Consider the following 16,571-nt stretch of genomic DNA (forward strand, 5'->3'; position numbering starts at 1 on the left):
AGTCCGTGGTCTCCACTAGTCGGTGGACGGCGGCGCAACCATCCACTCGGCCCTGGCCAAGAGCTCATCGAAGGTGACGATCTCCAGGCCGGTCAGCTCCCGGCGGAACAGCTCGAAAGAGCGAATCTGCGATTGGTTGTCCCCTCCGGCCTTTCCGATGAGCTGCCCCAGTTGCCCGATCACCACGTACGACCTGGGACGGAACATGTAGGTCCAGTCTTCTGGGATGTCGCTGCCGTCGTCGGCCTTCGACTGCAACCGGTCAGCGATCGCTCTCGTCGCCGTATGCACGGTGGTCTGCACTTGCGCCACCGCACCGGACAGGTCGGAGGAGGCTCGCCAGACACCAGGTCGATACTCGGTCGCGCCGAGCAGCGGCGTCTTGTGCGTTTTGAACTCTACAAACACCATCGAACGGATTCGACCCGACGTGCGCAGTAGCCCATCGACGCGTTTTCCCGCCCCATCGATGGAGAAGCCTGCGACCACCTGCTCCAGACGGCTCGCGTCCCAGGCGGTCAGGACTTGGGTCGCCAGCGACGTGCCGAGAATCCATGGATTTTGTTCGAAGTATCGTTGCCAGACCTTCTCATTCCCCTGGCCCGGAATCACCGCGGCCTCCTGCGTGAAGGCTTCATCATCGTTCAACAGCTGGCGGAACCGCTCAACCTGGACTCGACGGTGTGCCAAACCGATGACGTCCTGGGCGGCGACATCGTTGGCGATGATCTTCCGGAACAGCTCTGGATTGGCCTGATAGGCGGCGTTCAGGCGCGTTTCGTAGTCGTCTGCTGGGGCCGCCAACCCGAACGTCTCGCACAGTAATTCCACCAGGCTCACGCCGATGGTGCGGTCGATCTGGAGTGACTGGCTGCTTTTGGGCTTCGATGCGCGATTCTTCGATCCGAAAGTTGACAAGTGTACGAGCGGCTCACCGTTCTCGTCTGCGAGGAGCTGATATCGGCACTCCACACTCGACTCATGACTGTGCGGTTGGATCCGCTGCGCGTTCTCGACCACCCCAGTAATTCGAGCCATGCGCCAGTCCCCACTATCACCATCATGCTGCAACAAATTTCACCCGCAACGTTCGCGGTCATTCTCGACCGCTCACACGGAGCTGTCAACGTCGAACCACATCCCAAGCGCTAATTAGTCGCACAACACCCCTAATAGTCGCGAAATTGCGCAGGGGAGACGTTGGTTCACATGTAATCTTTCTGTTATTTTCGTTGCTGCGTACAGTTATTCGCGAAGTGGTGGTGGGTAGGGGGCTGGACAGGGCATCCTCGGCGGGGAAGGGCTGTTTTATCGAGGAGTTGCATGGCTGCCGGAAGAGATCGTGAAGGTGGCGAAGCGGGGGCGTTGCCCGCGTTGGAGCGGTTGCCCGCGGAGCAGGCGCGGGATCTGTTCGAGTTGACCAGGGCCGCTTCGGTGTTCGAGGCGGCGGCGTTGGACAAGTCGATCGATTCGATGATCGGGGCGTTGCCGCGGCCGTTGCGGGCGGTGACGAAGAAGATCATGTTCGGGGGGCGATGATCGATCTCACCACGCGAGCGCAGTTGATTCTGCTGGCTCGTACGCTGCATGTGCATCCGCAGCGGCTGCATCATCTGCGGTATCTGGGCGCGGAGCGGTTGCACGAATTGCAGCAGCAGATTTCGGGGGTTCTGTTCGATCAGCACACGCCGGTCTTTCGGCGGATCAGCGCGCTGGTGCCGGTCATTCCGCTGTCGATCTCGATTCCGTTGGTGCAGCGGCTGGTTCCGCCGATGATGACGGGGCGAGCGGCGGGGGCGGTCGGGCTCGAACACCCGGGCAAGGCGGTGGAGACCTTGGCACTACTCGATCCGGCGTACGCGGCGGATTGCGCGCCGTATCTGGATCCACGCGCCATCGAACAGTTGGCGGAGGTAGCGCCGACGGGGCCGGTGGTCGACATCGTCAACGAACTGCTGCGGCGGCGTGACTATGTGACGGCGGGACCGTTCCTGTCCTTTGCCACAACGGAATTGATCACTGCGGTGGAAGCGGGGGTACACGATGACGCCGGTCTCATCCATACGGCCGCCTATTCCTACGACGCCGCGGTGCTCAGTGCCGTCGTTCGCCAGCTGCTCGATGGACCGCACCGGCGGATTCCGCGGATGACGCAGACCGTGCTGGCCGGTCCGCCCGCCTTGCAGCACGCCGCGCTGTCGGTGTTCTCGCGGTGCACGCCCGATGTGATCAGTCGGGTGGGTGATGTTCTGTTCGGTAACGCACCCCCGGCCGATGTCGCCAACCTGGTCGGCAACGCTCTCACAGTCGGGGCGGGTGGCGAGTTCCTCACGATCGCTGGGCATCTCACGCCACTCGGGCTCTGGACGTTGGTCGGTAATCCGGTGTTCGAACACCCGGACGTCGGGACCGGACTGGTCACCGCACTGGATCGTCGCGACGACGCCGGGAGCTGGAGTGGCCTGTTCACGCTGATGTCGCGGATGGACGAGCAGGTCAGGAGCGAAGTCGGCTACGCCCTGGCCACACTGTCGGACACCGCGGTGGCGGCGCTGCCCGCCCGAGCGACCGAAACAAGTTGCTGGCCAGCGCTTCTCGATCTCGTCGCGATGTCGGGACCGGACGCCCAAGCCAGGTTCGGGGCCATCTGGTCGAGGTTGGGACCAGAGCGTCGCGCACACCTGCACCGGTGCATCGCCGAGCATCGGTACGACGCCAGGCTGGCGGAGATCACCGCGCTGGTAGCCCCGGTCGCTGTCGATGAACTGTTCTTCCAGCGTCGGCGCAGGCAGCGCTACCGCAGCGGCTGACAACGCGACGCCGGAGTGAGGCGCTCGCGTGCAGCTCGCCGGGCGCGGCGCCCGGCATCACGAGGTTGTGCGCCGTTCAGTCGGTGATTCGATCCGCCCCGAACGGTACGCCCGCGTGGATCGACCGAGATCACCGACCTCATTCGACCAGCGGCCGCGGTGGTGGTTCGAGCTCGGCCAGAATGACTTGCGCCGCCACGCGATGGCCGTCTACCCCGGACGGATCGGTCGCTTCGAGGACATCAGCGATCCCCTGGTGCGCCCGCGCTTCCTCGAGGCGATAGCCGAGTTTCGGTGCCAGCTCCAGGGTTTCACGATACAAGCGCAGCGCGTCGTCGGTCAGCCCGGCCAGTCGGCAGGTTTCGGCGTAGCTGTTGAGGAAGTGGATTTTCCAGTGTTCTTCGAACAGGGCGTCGAGCAGATCGAAGGCGGCGCGGTGCGCGGCGATGGCCTCGTCGAAGCGACCCATCCGGCGCAGGGCGACGCCCCGGCAGTTCAGGCACCAGGCCTCGTTGTGTTGGTGTCCGTCGGCGCGCGCCGCCGCCAGCGCCTGGTCCAGGTGGGTGAGCGCGGCCTCGGGCTGCTCGGCGGCGATGGCGACACCGAGGGTGACCAGGGCCTGCAGCGACGGCGCCGCGTCACCGGCGAGGGCCAGCGCCTCACGGGCCAGGCGCGCGGCCGCATCGGAATCGCCCAGCTGCAGCACCGCCCAGGCTTCCCCCGCGACGGCGTCGGCGGCGCTGACCGGGCAGCCGCTGGCGGCATACAGCTCACGAGCCTGCCGGAACAGGGTGAGCGGTTCCACGACATCGCCCTCGTCCCAGCGCAATTGCGCACAGCGCATGAGCAGCTCGGCGCGTGGCAGCGGGTCGCCCGCCGCGGCGATCAGGGGAGCCGCGGCGGCATAGGCGGTCGCGGCCTCGGTCATCCGGCCCGCGTTGTAGCGGGCGAAACCGAGGTCGCTGTGTGCTTCTGCGAGCTGGCGTGGGTCGCCGAGATGCGTTGCAGCGGTGAGTGATCGCTCGAACAGGTCGTTGAGATGGGTGGTGCCGCAGCGGCGGGCGAAGAAGGTGCGCAGGAAGCGTGGGAGTTCGCAGACGTGCACGTCGGCGTTCGCCTCGACGGCGGCGTAGAACACCGCCATCAGATTGGTGTACTCGGCGACGTACCAGAAGAACGCGGCGTCGCGATCGAGGAACCGGGGCAGGTCGGCGGGTGGTGATCCCGCCGAGACCGGTCGGGTCGGGGTCAGGAAGGGCATGGCGGCGTCGGCGGCAGCGGCGGCGTGCACGTAGTAGTCGAGGACGCGGCCCAGCGCGCGCTCACGGTCGGTGTCGGAATCGATCTCGGCAGTGGCGCGGCGGGCGTGCTGGCGGACCAGGTCGTGCAGGCGGTAGCGGCCGTCGGCGGGCTGCTGGACCAAGTGCGCGTCGAGCAGGTCCTCGAGCATGGCGCGGGTGGTGCGCAGCGGGACGTCGGCAACGGCCGCGGCGACGTAGTCGGTGAAGGTCGAGCCGGGGATCAGGCCGAGCAGCCGGAAGAGTCGGCCCTGATCGCGGCGCAGCTGACGCACCGACATCCCGAAGGCGGTGTCGAATTCGCTGGCCCCCTCGGCCATTCGCTCGACCAGGATGCCGATCGACCAGCCCGGCCGGTGCCGCAACCGAGCCGCGGCCAGGCGCAGGGCCAGCGGCAGGTTGCCGCACAGCCGCAGCACCTCCGCGGTCTGCTCGGGTTCCCTGCCCAGTCGGCCGTCGGGGCCGCGCGAATCGCCGCTGGCGCGGGCCAACAGCTCGGCGCTCTCCCGCTCGGTGAGCACGTCGAGGCTCACCGGCGCCACCTCGTCGAGCTCGAGCAGCCGGTTGCGGCTGGTGACAATCGCGATCGACTCGCCCGCACCAGGCAGCAACAGCGCGACCTGCGCGGCGTCGGCGACGTTGTCGAGCACGATCACCGCGCGCAGCCGGGCCAGTTCCGCGCGCCAGCAGGCAGCCCGCAACTCGACGCCGCCGTCCTGGGGCACCTTCTCCGAGGGCACCTGCAGCGCGGCCAGCAGGGCACGCAGGGCGGCATCGGGATCGAGCGGCGCGCGGCCGTCGGTGAAGCCGTGCAGGTCGAGGTAGAGCTGGGCGTCGGGGTAGTCGGCGGTGAGCTGGTGGGCGGCGTGCACGGCCAGGGAGGTCTTGCCGACACCGGCCATGCCGTCAATGGCGACCACCCGGTCGGCGCGCACGGCGGCGAGCACCTCGGCCAGTGCCTGCTCACGCCCGGTGAAGTCGGGGATGTCGCGGGGCAGGTCATTGCGCGGCGGGGGTGGCGCGTCGGCCGGCGGGCGGGGTGGGGCGACCTGGCGGCTGGTCTTGGGTGGGGCGGGCAGCGGGTTGGCGGCGCTCTCCCACAGCGGGCGCAGCGGGCGCGGGTCACGTTTGACCAGGCGGCACAGTTCCAGCACCGCGGGCCACGGCGGCACCGTCTGCCCGCTCAGATAGCGCGACAGCGACGACGAACTCAGGCCGGTGTCGCGGGCCAGCGCGCGAACCCCGCGACCGGACATTTCCTGGAGCAGCCGCAGCCGGGCGGCCAGTTCGTCGCGCGGATGAGCCCGCCTCGTCGTCTGCTGCTGTACCGCCACCGTTGTCCACTCCATCTGTCCCGGCCCGGGTCACCTTTTTCCCGGACGTAGAGGGCAAGGTCAGGGCCGTTTTCCACTGTCCCACAGTGTCCCACGGGCATCGCTTCGCCGAGCGTGACGGGCTGTGATCAGTGCACACCGCGAACAGCGGGAACGACATCGAACAAGGAGAACGACAATGCAGTCTCGGATGCAGAACCCGGCCATGGTCCTCACCGACGCCATGGGCCCGATCCAGGCGGTACTGAAGGCCGTGCGCACCGGCGGCGTGGACGGCGAGATCCTCGAGCTGGTGCACCTGCGGATCAGCCAGATCAACGGCTGCAGCGCCTGCGTGGACGGCGGCGCCAAGACCGCCCGCAAGGCCGGTGTCAGTGACGAGCGCCTCGCCACCGTCGCCGCCTGGCGCGAGACCCCGTACTTCAGCGACGAGGAGCGGGCCGCCCTGGAGCTGGCCGAGTCCGCCACCCGCCTCGCCGACCGTCCCAACCCGGTCACCGACGAGGTCTGGGACCACGCCGCCAGCTACTTCGACGAGAAGCAGCTCGCCTCGATCGTGCTGATGATCGGCGTCACCAACATGTTCAACCGCCTCAATGCCACCACCCGCCAGATCGCCGGCGCCTGGGGCTGAACCACCACTCGAAAGGACAATCTCATGGCCACCTCGAGCTTCTCCCGCTGGATGCAGCACAAGATGAACGCCCGCATGAACCGCAAGATCCGCAACGGCAAGGGCGAGTTCATGGGCATGGACGTGCTGATCCTCCACACCATCGGCCGCCGCAGCGGCGAGCTGCCGCCAGACTCCGATCTCCTGGTTCTCTGACGGCGCCGACGGCTGGCTGCTGGTCGCCTCCGGTGGCGGCACCGGGGCCCCGGACTGGCAGCGGAATCTGCTGGCACACCCCGACAAGGCCACCATCGAACTGCCCGCGAGCGCGCCGACGCCGGTCCGGCCGCAGGTGCTGCGGGGCCAGGAGCGCGCCACGGCCTGGGCGGCGATCACGACCGCTCAGCCCCGCTACGCCAAGTACCAGGCCAAGAGCGAGCACGAGTACGCGGTGGTCCGGCTCAGCGCGCGGTGAGCCGGACGCATGTCGGTTGCGCAACGAAAGCCGAGGGCCCTGCCAGGGATTTCCAGACTCCTTGACAGGGCACGGGGGATCGAGGCTCGGCAAGGATCGTCGCGCGCCGCGACAGCGGAGGTGACCGTGGGATATCCGGGCTATCCGGGCTATCTACCGAACGGCCCGTATGCGCCGCGACCGTCGATCGCCGTGGGTGATCGGGGTGCTGGTGGATCACCCTCGCCGACGCCGCGTTCGCCGACCTCGACTCGGCTAACGCCTGGTGCGACGCTCGCTCGCTCCCCGCCGACGATTGTTTCGCCAAGCTGGTCAGCGACTCTCGTGGCTCCGCGGGCACCACCAAGTACCACCAAGTACCACCAAGTACCACCACTGAAACAGCTCAGGCGGGCAGGAGTCTGCCGATCACTTCGGCCAGTTGCCGGACATTGCGGCACTCGTGCATGGTGACGATCTCGGTGTACGCCTCGGCGGCCGAATCACCGGTCGACCAGGACCGCGCGGGTTCCGGATTCAGCCAGTACACCGCTTTGGCTCGCTCGGTGATCGTTTGCAGCGCAGCGAGATTCGGGTCGGTGCGGTTGGTTCGCGCATCACCGAGGATCAGCACGCAGGTGCGCGGGCCGAGCGCGTCGAGGTAATGGTCGGTGAAACCCCGCAGCGCCTCGCCGTAGTTGCTGGAGCCGAACCGGACGACCCCGGCGTCGCGAACGATGTTCTGCGCGAAGCCGGGTGGCGGGGGTTCGCCGGGGGTGAAGTAGTGCGTGATCTCGGCGCAGACATCGACGAAACCGAAGCTGCGGACCCGGCTGAACTGATCCTGCAGAGCCTGCACGAGTTGCAGGGTGAACTCGGCGAAGCCGGTGACCGAGCCCGAGACATCGGCCAGCACGACGAGATCCGGTCGCCCGTGCCGACGCGTCCGCAGGACGGGATCGATCGGGACGCCGCCGGTGGCCATCGAACGGCGCAGGGTGCGGCGCAGGTCGATCTGCCCGCGCACCGCCTTCTTGCGTCGAACGGCGAGCCGGGAGGCCAGTTTGCGGGCCAGCGGATGCACGAGCCTGCGCATCTCGGCCAGATCCTGCTCGCGGGCGCCGAGGAAATCGGTACTGTCGCCGCCGGGTTCGACGCCACGGCGGGCGATGTAGTCGGTGCCGCGCAGTTGCGCCGAGCGCAGACGGGCCTCGGACTGCACGGCCGAACGGAACTGCTCGACCCGGCGGCGGGCCTCGATCGTGTGCACGGCAGCATCGAATTGTCCTGTGCCGCCGATGGTTTGCGCGATCTGCTCGGAGATCTCTTCCGGGCGCAGCGATTTCATGGTCATGTACGACGACCACCCCGCGCCCGAGGCGGTGGTGACCCGGCCAGCGGTCTCGCCCGCGCCGCCGTAGGCGCCGAAGGTGTTGAGCGCTTCCCGGGCCAGCTGGGCGGTGTCGGTGCCCTGGATCAGGGTCGCGATGAGCCGCTCGCGCAGGGACTCGGGGTCGTCCTCGGAACTTGTCGGGCGGGTGCCGTCGAGAAAGTACAGGTCGAAGAGCTGGTCGAAGACCTTGCGCTGACCGTTTCGGCGCAGCAGGCAGGCGGCGAGGCCTGATCGCAGCACCCGGTGGTCGTCGGCGCCGAGGGCGACGATCGCGGCGGCGGCATCGACGGTCTCGCTGGGACCGGCGTGGATGCCGTGCTCGCGCAGGAGACCGACGAAGCCGACCAGTCGATCGCTCGTCGGCGCGAGGACACCCTTCCGCGTGGTCGTGTCGCTCATCGCGCCGCTCCGGGTGCGCGCCGAGCCTCGGCGGTGTCGGGCCTGCTCGTCATCGGGGCACACCGTCGTCGGTCTGATCGTCCAGACCGAGGCGCTCGATCGCCACCCGATGATCGGACTGATACTTCAACAGCACGCCCAGCGTGGAGCGCACCACTCCCCCGCTCAGATTGCGGGTACCCAGCGCGACCAAAGTCTTCGCCCAGTCGACGGTTTCGGCGATCGAGGGCGCCTTGCGCAACGACAGCTGCCGCAGCGCGCTCACCGTCGTCACCACCGGCTCGGCCAGCGCGGCGTCCAGCTCCGGCACCTTCAGCCGGACGATCGCCTTCTCCAATTCCGCGGTCGGATAGTCGATGTGCAGATACAGGCAGCGACGCTTGAGCGCCTCGGACAGATCGCGATGCGCGTTGGAGGTGAGGATCACGAACGGCTTGCGCACGGCGGTGACGGTACCCAGTTCGGGGATGCTCACCTGGAAATCGCCGAGCACCTCGAGTAGCAGGCCCTCCAACTCCACATCGGCCTTGTCGAGCTCGTCGATGAGCAGCACGGTGGGGTCGGGGTTGCGGATGGCCGCGAGCAGCGGACGGGCGAGCAAGAACTCCTCGGTGAAGACGTGGTCGCGGGTGCTGTCCCAGGTCTCGCCCGAGGTGGCGGTGATGCGCAGCAGCTGTTTGGCGTGGTTCCACTCGAACAGCGCGCGGGCCTCGTCGATGCCCTCGTAGCACTGCAGACGAATGAGCTCGGCCGTCACCGCCGACGCGACGGCCTTGGCCAGTTCGGTCTTGCCGACGCCGGCGGGCCCCTCGATCAGCAGCGGCTTGCCGAGGCGGTCGGCCAGGAAGACCGCGGTCGCGATGTCGAGGGACGGCAGGTACCCGGCTGTGGTCAGCCGGTCGGTCACCTGGTCCACCGAGGAAAAGAACCTACTCATCGGTAACCAGTGTAGGACGACTCAGTACGCGTGCGTCGCCGCGGTCACCCGGCCGGAGTCGATGGCGGCCAGCAGCGAGAGCCGGTCGGTGATGGTCTGGTCGCCGTAGGCGAGGCCGAACTCGGCCATGGAACGGTCGAACGTGTCGTTCTTGCCCAGGTAGGCGGCGATCGCGACGCGGTCGCCCGAACGGGCGTGGGCACTGGCGAGAACCGCTCCGCACAAGCGGGCGTACTGGGCGAGCGTGTCGTGCGACATCGTGGCGATGTCGGCGGAGCCTTTCATGTCGCGCAGCTGCCGCAGGTAGAAGAACCGGCCCGCCGGACCGGTCGCCCAGCCGAGGAAGATGTCACTGGAGGACTGCATGAGGCGCTGACCGACCACCACCCGGTGACCCTGATGACGGTACTTGCTCGGCTTCAGATGCGGGGCGAGCACCGAGGTCTCGGCCTCCTTCACCTGCAGGAACAGCGGGCTGCCCGACTCCTTGTCCATGAGCAGGGCGATGAAGCAGCGGGTACCGACACTGCCGACGCCGACGACCTTCAGCGCCTGATCGACCAGCCGGTACCGGTCGAGCAGGACGCGGCGCTCGCCGGGCAGGCTGCGGCGGTAGTCGCCGAAGACGTCGCGCACCTCCTTCTCGTCGGCCAGCTCGATCGGGACCAGCAGTGGTGGCTGACTGTTGATCCGTGGGATGCCATCGGCGTCGGGCGTGGTGAGTTTGGCCAGGGCCTGCAGACTGTTGCGATTGCGCGCGCTGCTGACGGTCTTGTCGAACCTCTTGCGCACCTTCGGTTTCCGGATGAGCTCGGCCACCCGGTCGACGTCGACGGTCTGGTACCAGACGGCCATGCTGTCGGTGTCGGCGAGCTCGTGCATCGTCTCGCGATAGCCGCGCGCCGCGTCCGCCGCCGCGGTGGCGGCGCGCTCGTCGTCGCAGCCGTTGTCCCGCGCGGCGACCGCGACGCTGGCGGCCAGCCGTTTGACGTCCCATTCGAACGGGCCGGGCAGGGTTTCGTCGAAATCGTTGACGTCGAAGACGAGATTGCGTTCCGGGGAGGCGTAGAGCCCGAAGTTCGACAGGTGCGCGTCACCACAGAGCTGCACCATCAGTCCGGTGTGCTCGCGCTGCGCCAGATCGGCGGCCATGATCGCGGGCGCGCCCCGCAGAAAGGTGAACGGCGACTGGCGCATTCGCGCGTACCGGATCGGCACGAGTTCGGCGACCCTGGTCTGCGCCTGCTGCTCGAGAATGGCCACCGGATCCGCTCGCCCCGGACCGGCGCCCCACTCGCCGAGCTGGGAACGCGCGACGCGTTTGCGAGCGGCCCTACCCTGCTCGATCGCCTCGCCCCGGAAGTCCTCCACTGTCTCGTTCACCATCGAGCAAGTCTCGCGCTACCTGTGACCAACAGCAAGAACCCGCACTGCACCGGTATCCAGCTGTCACCTGGCAACACCGAAGCAGCGGTTCTCAGGGTTAACCCCCAGACCACTGGGTGTCCTCCCCCGAATCGCCCCTCGAGTCCCGCCCGACCTACTGATCTTTCGATTCGCTTGCGCCACAGTGGAGTTACACGGTCGCCACACCGAATCACCCGGCGACGGCGACCGGCCCCCGCTCAGCCCCGGCGGGCAGTCCTTCGAAAGGATTCACGATGTCGACGAAGACTCCGGCACGACACGCTCTGGCCCGCATCGCCATGGCGGGCACCATCGCCGCGATCCCCCTCGCACTCGCCGTCACGCCCGCCGCGGCCCAGCCGAGCACCCCGTCGGCCACCGAGATCCGCAACGACATGTGGGACCGCAGGGACTGCAGGCACTACCCGTGGAACTCGCGCAACAAGTGGGACGACCGCTGCGATCGCTGGCGCGGCCACCACCCGTCGAACCCGTCACCCTGGCGTCCGTTCCTCTCGGGTTCCTTCGGCAGCAGCTAGCCTCCCCGGCCCGACGAACATTCTCCGCACCGACGGCTTCGAGCCGATCGGGCGAGGACGGCCGCCCCTACACCCCACACCACGACAGGACTCCTCAGATGACTTCCCCGCGCCGCCCGCTCACCCGCCTCGCCGCGGCATCCGCACTCGCCACCCTCGCCCTGACCGCACTCGCCCTCCCCGCGGCCGCCACCGCCGAATCCCCGTGCGGCAAGCCGGACCCGACCACCCCTTGCGACACCATCGTCGACTACGGCCCCAACCTCGCCGACCCGAACTACCCCTACAGCCCGATGAACCCGAGCAACCCCCTCAACCCCGCCTACCCCGCGCCCCACGCCGGGACAGAAGCCAGCACGTGACGTTGTCGTCGATCTCGGCCGCCGATGCGTTCGGGTACATCCGACGCGTCCGCGTGCGGTACATCTGCACGCCGAATTCCGACATCTCCAAGGCAAGCCGAAGCCGCTGAGCTGGGCAGACGTCGGGAATGCCGAGGGGCCCGCTCGCCTGTGGCGAACGGGCCCCTCGGACAAACAGCGGAACTTACGCGGTTTCGGTGATGGGGCGGTCGACCCAGCTCATCAGGCCGCGCAGCTTGGCGCCGGTGACCTCGATGGGGTGCTCGGCATTGGCCTTGCGCAGGCCCTCGAGCTCCTTGTTGCCGCCCTCGACGTTGGCGACGAGGCGCTTGACGAAGGTGCCGTCCTGGATGTCGGCGAGGATCGCCTTCATGCGCTCCTTGGTGCCGGCATCGATGACGCGCGGACCGGACAGGTAGCCGCCGAACTCCGCGGTGTCCGACACCGAGTAGTTCATGCGCGCGATGCCGCCCTCGTACATCAGGTCGACGATCAGCTTGAGCTCGTGCAGAACCTCGAAGTAGGCCATCTCGGGGGCGTAGCCCGCCTCGACCATGACCTCGAAACCGGTCTTGACCAGTTCCTCGGTGCCACCACAGAGGACGGCCTGCTCACCGAACAGGTCGGTCTCGGTCTCTTCCTTGAAGGTGGTCTTGATGACGCCGGCGCGCGCGCCGCCGATGCCCTTGGCGTAGGACAGCGCCAGCGCCTGGCCCTCACCCTTCGGGTCCTGGTCGACCGCGATCAGGGCCGGAACGCCCTTGCCGTCGACGAACTGACGACGCACCAGGTGGCCGGGGCCCTTCGGGGCGACCATCGCGACGGTGACGTTGGCCGGAGCCTTGATCAGACCGAAGTGGATGTTGAGGCCGTGGCCGAAGAACAGCGCGTCGCCGTCTTTCAGGTTCGGCTCGATGTCGTTGGTGAAGATCGACGCCTGCGCGGTGTCGGGGGCCAGCACCATGATCACGTCGGCCCACTCGGAGACCTCGGCGGGGGTACCGACGGTCAGCCCGGCCTCCTCGGCCTTCGGGCGCGACTTCGAACCCTCGGCGAGGCCGACGCGCACGTCGACACCGGAGTCGCGCAGGCTCAGCGAGTGCGCGTGGCCCTGGCTGCCGTAGCCGATCACGGCGACCTTGCGGCCCTGGATGATCGACAGGTCAGCGTCGTCGTCGTAGAACATCTCGACTGCCACAGTGGAGTCCCTTCTGGATTATTTCTGGGGGTCATCCCCGCAGGCGCGGGGAGATACTAACGGTCAGCGCGTTGCGGTGATCGACTTGGGGCCACGACCGACGGCGACGACACCGGACTGCACGATCTCGCGAATACCGTACGGCTCGACCATGCGCAGCAGGGCGTCCAGCTTGGAGCGGGTGCCGGTCGCTTCGATGGTCAGCGCGTCGGGCGAGACGTCGATCACCTTGGCGCGGAACAACTGCACGGCCTCGATCACCTGCGTGCGCACCGAGGCGTCGGCGCGCACCTTCACCAGGATCAGCTCGCGGGCCACCGAGGCGTCGGCGTCCTGCTCCACGATCTTGATGACGTTGATCAGCTTGTTGAGCTGCTTGGTGACCTGCTCGAGCGGCAGATCGTCGACAGTGACGACGATGGTCATCCGCGAGATCTCGGGGATCTCGGTGCCACCGACGGCCAGCGACTCGATGTTGAAGCCGCGGCGCGAGAACAGGCTCGCGACGCGCGCCAGCACGCCCGGTTTGTCCTCGACGAGAACACTCAGCGTGTGGGTCGTGCTCATTCCGGGGAACCCTTCTCGAAGGCAGCCTGCTCGCGTTCCATCGCCTCGTGGATGACGGCGGGCTCGGCGACCTGCTCGTCGTCGTCGAACAGCGGACGAATGCCGTGAGCGAACATGATCTCGTCGTTGCTGGTGCCCGCGGCGACCATCGGCCACACCTGGGCGTCCTTGCCGACGATGAAGTCGATCACGACCGGACGGTCGTTGATGGCCTGGGCCTGCCGGATGGCGGCCTCGACCTCGTCTTCCTTCTCGACGCGGATGCCGACGCAACCGAGCGCCTCGGCCAGCTTGACGAAGTCGGGGATGCGCAGGGTGTGCGTGCCCAGATCGGTGTTGGAATAGCGCTCCTCGTAGAACAGGGTCTGCCACTGGCGGACCATGCCGAGGTTGCCGTTGTTGATCAGGGCGACCTTGATCGGCACACCCTCGACGGCGCAGGTGGCCAGCTCCTGGTTGGTCATCTGGAAGCAGCCGTCACCGTCGACCGCCCAGACCTCCTTGTCCGGGGTGCCCATCTTGGCGCCCATGGCGGCCGGGACGGCGTAGCCCATGGTGCCGAGGCCACCGGAGTTCAGCCAGGTGCGCGGCTTCTCGTACTTGATGAACTGCGCGGCCCACATCTGGTGCTGGCCGACACCGGCGCAGTACACCGCGTCGGGACCGGCGAGGCGGCCCAGCGCGTCGATGACGAACTCCGGCGAGAGCGAGCCGTCACTGGGCTGGCTCCAGCCCAGCGGGTAGTTGTCGCGGATGTCGCTGAGGTAGGCCCACCACTCGGTGAGCGTCAGCAGCGGGGCCGCGCCGGTCTGTGGGTCGGCCTTGAGGGTCTCGATCAGCTCGACGATCACCTCGCGCGCGTCGCCCACGATCGGGACGTCGGCGTGGCGGTTCTTGCCGATCTCGGCCGGGTCGATGTCGGCGTGGATGATCCTGGCGTCGGGCGCGAAGGAGTCCAGCTGACCAGTGACCCGGTCGTCGAAGCGGGCGCCGAGGGTGATCAGCAGATCCGACTTCTGCAGCGCGGCGACCGCGCCGACGGTGCCGTGCATACCGGGCATGCCCATGTTCAGGGTGTGGCTGTCGGGGAACGCGCCCCGCGCCATCAGCGTGGTGACGACCGGGATCCCGGTCAGCTCGGCCAGCTCGAGCAGCTCGGCCGAGGCGTCGGACTTGATGACGCCGCCACCGACGTAGAGCACCGGGGACTTGGACTCCAGGATCATCCTGGCGGCCTCGCGCACCTGCTTACCGTGCGGCTTGGTGACCGGACGATAGCCGGGCAGACGCATCTCCGGCGGCCACGAGAACGTGGTCTGGGCCTGCAGGGCGTCCTTGGTGATGTCGACCAGGACCGCGCCCGGACGGCCCGAGGCGGCCAGGTAGAACGCCTCGGCCAGGATGCGCGGGATGTCGGCCGGGTCCTTGACCAGGAAGTTGTGCTTGGTGATCGGCATGGTGATGCCGGAGATGTCGGCTTCTTGGAAGGCATCGGTGCCGACCAGGCTCGACGCCACCTGACCGGTGATCGCCACGATCGGGACCGAGTCCATCTGGGCGTCGGCCAGCGGGGTCACCAGGTTGGTGGCGCCCGGGCCGGACGTGGCCATGCACACACCGACCTTGCCGGAGGCCTGCGCGTAGCCGGTCGCCGCGTGACCGGCGCCCTGCTCGTGGCGCACCAGCACGTGGCGGACCTTCTTCGAGTCGAACAGTGGGTCGTAGACAGGAAGGACCGCGCCGCCGGGAATGCCGAATACGGTGTCGACGTCGAGCTCTTCGAGGGACCGGACCACCGACTGCGCGCCGGTGACGCGCTCGGGCGCGACCTGGCGCCGGGCGGGGGTGGTCGCCGGGTTCGGCTGACCCGTTGAAGGCGCTGACCTGCGGGCCGATGGCCCGGGTCGTGCGGTTGGTGCACTCACCGTCTTCGTTCCTAACTTTGTCGTTCCGACTCCGGACTGGCGCGGAATTCTCCCGAACACAAAAAAGCCCCCGATCAGCGCATGGCTGTTCGAGGGTGGCGCGTCGCAACGCGAGCTGACGTATTCGACTCAGGTAGTCAGGCTCAACGCTGGACGCGCCGGCCGAGTACGAGCAACTCGTTTCGATTCACGCACACGACGTTATGCGTGTATGGACCGATGAGTCAAACAGGCTACTCACTGCGTCCCATTATGTGGGACTCGAGCGGTTGCGTGGGTCCGTGTACCAAGATGCGAGGATAGGGGGGTGTCTTCACCGCATCAGTCCGTGCCACCGGCTAAATCGTCCCACACCACCGACGAGGGAACCGATACGGGTCGCCCGACGCGACCCGGCGGTCTGCGCGCGGCGAGTCAGGGCCGACTCGTAGCGATCGCCGCGGTGGTGCTGGCCTACCTGGCCTTCGTCGTCGTCGGCACCGTGCAGGACTGGTCGCTGGTCCTGCGGATCGGGCTGATCGTGCCCACCGCGGTGATCGTGTGGCTGCTGATCCCGCGCAAAGCCAACACCCCGGTTCCGGGCACGCACGTGATCGCCGTGCCGCGACTGGCCTACATCGGCGTGCTCGTGCTGGCGTTCTGCGTGTTCTTCCCGTTCGTCGGGTGGCCCGCCGCGCTGTGGTGGTTGCTGCTGTTCCCGGTGATCGCGGTCCTGTGGGTGACCCGTACACACACCACGATCTCGGCGACCGGGCTGGAGTTGAGCTCGCTGTTCGGCAAGCGCAGGCATCTGGACTGGTCCCAGGTCAAGGGCATCAGCATCCCCAAGCGTGGGTATGTGCGGGCCCGGCTCGTCGACGACTCCGAGGTCAAGCTGCCCTCGGTGAGTTACGACCGCCTGCGCGAACTGATCGAGGCCTCCGGTGGGCGCCTGCCCGACGTGTTCGCCGCCGCCGAGGCCGCCGAGGCCGAGCGCCTCGCCCGCGAAGAGGCCGAGGCCGCCGAGCGCGACGAAGCCCCTGACACAGCGGCCACCGACAGCTCGGCCACCGATGCCGAGGTCGCCGACGCGAAGGCCACCAGCGCGAAGGCCACTGACCCCGCGGCGACCGAGGACCCGGCGAAGCCGAACTGACGGCGCTCGGCCACATCGGGAATCGACGAGCGCACGACACCGTTTCCCCGGTAAGCTGACGCCGACCGGGCACCCCCGCGCCGACGGCACGACCGCGGCGACACCCGCCGGAGCGATACTCCCGCCCCGGCTCGGTCCCCTCTCTTCCGCACGCCACCGGCGCGACGCGACCACCGTCCGTCCGAGTAACGTGCAGGATT

General features: G+C 68.0%; 15 protein-coding genes and 1 pseudogene. 7 read left to right on the forward strand and 9 right to left on the reverse strand.

Features of this window, described 5'->3' with window-relative positions:
• Positions 1-15: 15 nt before the first annotated feature.
• Positions 16-1,020 carry a Shedu immune nuclease family protein gene (locus BOX37_RS22420; protein ID WP_071929360.1) on the reverse strand — a complete coding sequence of 335 codons (1,005 nt, stop codon included), beginning with the start codon at positions 1,018-1,020 and terminating at the stop codon, positions 16-18.
• 303 nt (positions 1,021-1,323) lie between these two features.
• Between BOX37_RS22420 and BOX37_RS34175 the strand changes: the two genes are divergently transcribed.
• Both BOX37_RS34175 and BOX37_RS22425 read left to right on the forward strand, forming a co-directional pair.
• Complete coding sequence (locus BOX37_RS34175) at positions 1,324-1,539, forward strand: hypothetical protein (RefSeq protein WP_156910487.1); 216 nt, start codon at positions 1,324-1,326, stop codon at positions 1,537-1,539.
• Positions 1,536-2,810, forward strand: coding sequence for a hypothetical protein (locus tag BOX37_RS22425; RefSeq protein ID WP_071929361.1), 1,275 nt, complete (start codon positions 1,536-1,538; stop codon positions 2,808-2,810). The genes BOX37_RS34175 and BOX37_RS22425 overlap by 4 nt, the downstream gene beginning before the upstream one ends.
• A gap of 139 nt (positions 2,811-2,949) precedes the next feature.
• On the opposite strand, the gene BOX37_RS22430 is transcribed toward BOX37_RS22425, so the two are convergent.
• Positions 2,950-5,442, reverse strand: a complete 2,493-nt coding sequence (locus BOX37_RS22430) for a tetratricopeptide repeat protein (RefSeq protein ID WP_240505003.1) — start codon at positions 5,440-5,442, stop codon at positions 2,950-2,952.
• Positions 5,443-5,620: 178 nt separating this feature from the next.
• On the opposite strand from BOX37_RS22430, the gene BOX37_RS22435 reads away from it, so the two are divergent.
• Complete coding sequence (locus BOX37_RS22435) at positions 5,621-6,076, forward strand: carboxymuconolactone decarboxylase family protein (RefSeq protein ID WP_071929363.1); 456 nt, start codon at positions 5,621-5,623, stop codon at positions 6,074-6,076.
• 24 nt (positions 6,077-6,100) lie between these two features.
• Positions 6,101-6,530 (forward strand): annotated as a pseudogene (locus BOX37_RS22440) (nitroreductase family deazaflavin-dependent oxidoreductase).
• A 385-nt stretch (positions 6,531-6,915) separates the two neighbouring features.
• Here the strand turns inward: BOX37_RS22440 and BOX37_RS22445 are convergent.
• From BOX37_RS22445 to BOX37_RS22455, 3 genes are read right to left on the reverse strand one after another with little or no spacing between them, the layout of a single operon-like run.
• Entirely contained in the window at positions 6,916-8,301 is a 1,386-nt protein-coding gene (locus tag BOX37_RS22445) for a vWA domain-containing protein (protein ID WP_071931786.1), read from the reverse strand.
• A gap of 49 nt (positions 8,302-8,350) precedes the next feature.
• Positions 8,351-9,238 (reverse strand): AAA family ATPase, encoded by an 888-nt coding sequence (locus BOX37_RS22450; protein ID WP_071929364.1) that lies wholly within the window; start codon positions 9,236-9,238, stop codon positions 8,351-8,353.
• Positions 9,239-9,259: 21 nt separating this feature from the next.
• Positions 9,260-10,624 (reverse strand): DUF2252 domain-containing protein, encoded by a 1,365-nt coding sequence (locus BOX37_RS22455; protein ID WP_071929365.1) that lies wholly within the window; start codon positions 10,622-10,624, stop codon positions 9,260-9,262.
• 275 nt (positions 10,625-10,899) lie between these two features.
• Here BOX37_RS22455 and BOX37_RS22460 point away from each other — a divergent pair, with 275 nt between their 5' ends.
• Positions 10,900-11,184: a hypothetical protein gene (locus BOX37_RS22460; protein ID WP_071929366.1), complete on the forward strand. Its 285-nt coding sequence runs from the start codon at positions 10,900-10,902 to the stop codon at positions 11,182-11,184.
• Between the two features lie 98 nt (positions 11,185-11,282).
• On the forward strand, positions 11,283-11,546 hold the full coding sequence (locus tag BOX37_RS22465) for a hypothetical protein (RefSeq protein ID WP_071929367.1): 264 nt from the start codon (positions 11,283-11,285) through the stop codon (positions 11,544-11,546).
• On the opposite strand, the gene BOX37_RS36200 is transcribed toward BOX37_RS22465, so the two are convergent.
• From BOX37_RS36200 to BOX37_RS22480, 4 genes are all read right to left on the reverse strand, one after another.
• On the reverse strand, positions 11,497-11,631 hold the full coding sequence (locus BOX37_RS36200; RefSeq protein ID WP_420811556.1) for a hypothetical protein: 135 nt from the start codon (positions 11,629-11,631) through the stop codon (positions 11,497-11,499). The two genes, BOX37_RS22465 and BOX37_RS36200, sit on opposite strands and share 50 nt — an antisense overlap.
• A gap of 99 nt (positions 11,632-11,730) precedes the next feature.
• Positions 11,731-12,732, reverse strand: coding sequence for a ketol-acid reductoisomerase (gene ilvC / locus BOX37_RS22470; RefSeq protein ID WP_206045915.1), 1,002 nt, complete (start codon positions 12,730-12,732; stop codon positions 11,731-11,733).
• Positions 12,733-12,807: 75 nt separating this feature from the next.
• Positions 12,808-13,311 carry an acetolactate synthase small subunit gene (gene ilvN / locus BOX37_RS22475; protein ID WP_019048314.1) on the reverse strand — a complete coding sequence of 168 codons (504 nt, stop codon included), beginning with the start codon at positions 13,309-13,311 and terminating at the stop codon, positions 12,808-12,810.
• Positions 13,308-15,236, reverse strand: a complete 1,929-nt coding sequence (locus BOX37_RS22480) for an acetolactate synthase large subunit (RefSeq protein WP_071929369.1) — start codon at positions 15,234-15,236, stop codon at positions 13,308-13,310. Before BOX37_RS22480 ends, ilvN begins: the two co-directional genes overlap by 4 nt.
• A gap of 307 nt (positions 15,237-15,543) precedes the next feature.
• On the opposite strand from BOX37_RS22480, the gene BOX37_RS22485 reads away from it, so the two are divergent.
• The gene (locus BOX37_RS22485; RefSeq protein WP_240505005.1) at positions 15,544-16,371 is read left to right on the forward strand and encodes a PH domain-containing protein; all 828 of its coding nucleotides are present in this window, start codon (positions 15,544-15,546) and stop codon (positions 16,369-16,371) included.
• The last annotated feature ends 200 nt before the right edge of the window (positions 16,372-16,571 follow it).

The sequence above is a fragment of the Nocardia mangyaensis genome (assembly GCF_001886715.1).
In the GTDB taxonomy this organism is placed as follows: domain Bacteria; phylum Actinomycetota; class Actinomycetes; order Mycobacteriales; family Mycobacteriaceae; genus Nocardia; species Nocardia mangyaensis.

Excerpts from the sequence above, each read along its gene's own strand:
- BOX37_RS22435 (WP_071929363.1), top strand. The coding sequence starts at position 5,621 with ATGCAGTCTCGGATGCAGAACCCGGCCATGGTCCTCACCGACGCCATG.
- BOX37_RS34175 (WP_156910487.1), top strand. The coding sequence starts at position 1,324 with ATGGCTGCCGGAAGAGATCGTGAAGGTGGCGAAGCGGGGGCGTTGCCC.
- ilvC (WP_206045915.1), bottom strand. The coding sequence starts at position 12,732 with ATGTTCTACGACGACGACGCTGACCTGTCGATCATCCAGGGCCGCAAG.
- BOX37_RS36200 (WP_420811556.1), bottom strand. The coding sequence starts at position 11,631 with ATGTCGGAATTCGGCGTGCAGATGTACCGCACGCGGACGCGTCGGATG.
- BOX37_RS22445 (WP_071931786.1), bottom strand. The coding sequence starts at position 8,301 with ATGAGCGACACGACCACGCGGAAGGGTGTCCTCGCGCCGACGAGCGAT.
- BOX37_RS22455 (WP_071929365.1), bottom strand. The coding sequence starts at position 10,624 with ATGGTGAACGAGACAGTGGAGGACTTCCGGGGCGAGGCGATCGAGCAG.
- ilvN (WP_019048314.1), bottom strand. The coding sequence starts at position 13,311 with ATGAGCACGACCCACACGCTGAGTGTTCTCGTCGAGGACAAACCGGGC.
- BOX37_RS22460 (WP_071929366.1), top strand. The coding sequence starts at position 10,900 with ATGTCGACGAAGACTCCGGCACGACACGCTCTGGCCCGCATCGCCATG.
- BOX37_RS22450 (WP_071929364.1), bottom strand. The coding sequence starts at position 9,238 with ATGAGTAGGTTCTTTTCCTCGGTGGACCAGGTGACCGACCGGCTGACC.
- BOX37_RS22425 (WP_071929361.1), top strand. The coding sequence starts at position 1,536 with ATGATCGATCTCACCACGCGAGCGCAGTTGATTCTGCTGGCTCGTACG.
- BOX37_RS22465 (WP_071929367.1), top strand. The coding sequence starts at position 11,283 with ATGACTTCCCCGCGCCGCCCGCTCACCCGCCTCGCCGCGGCATCCGCA.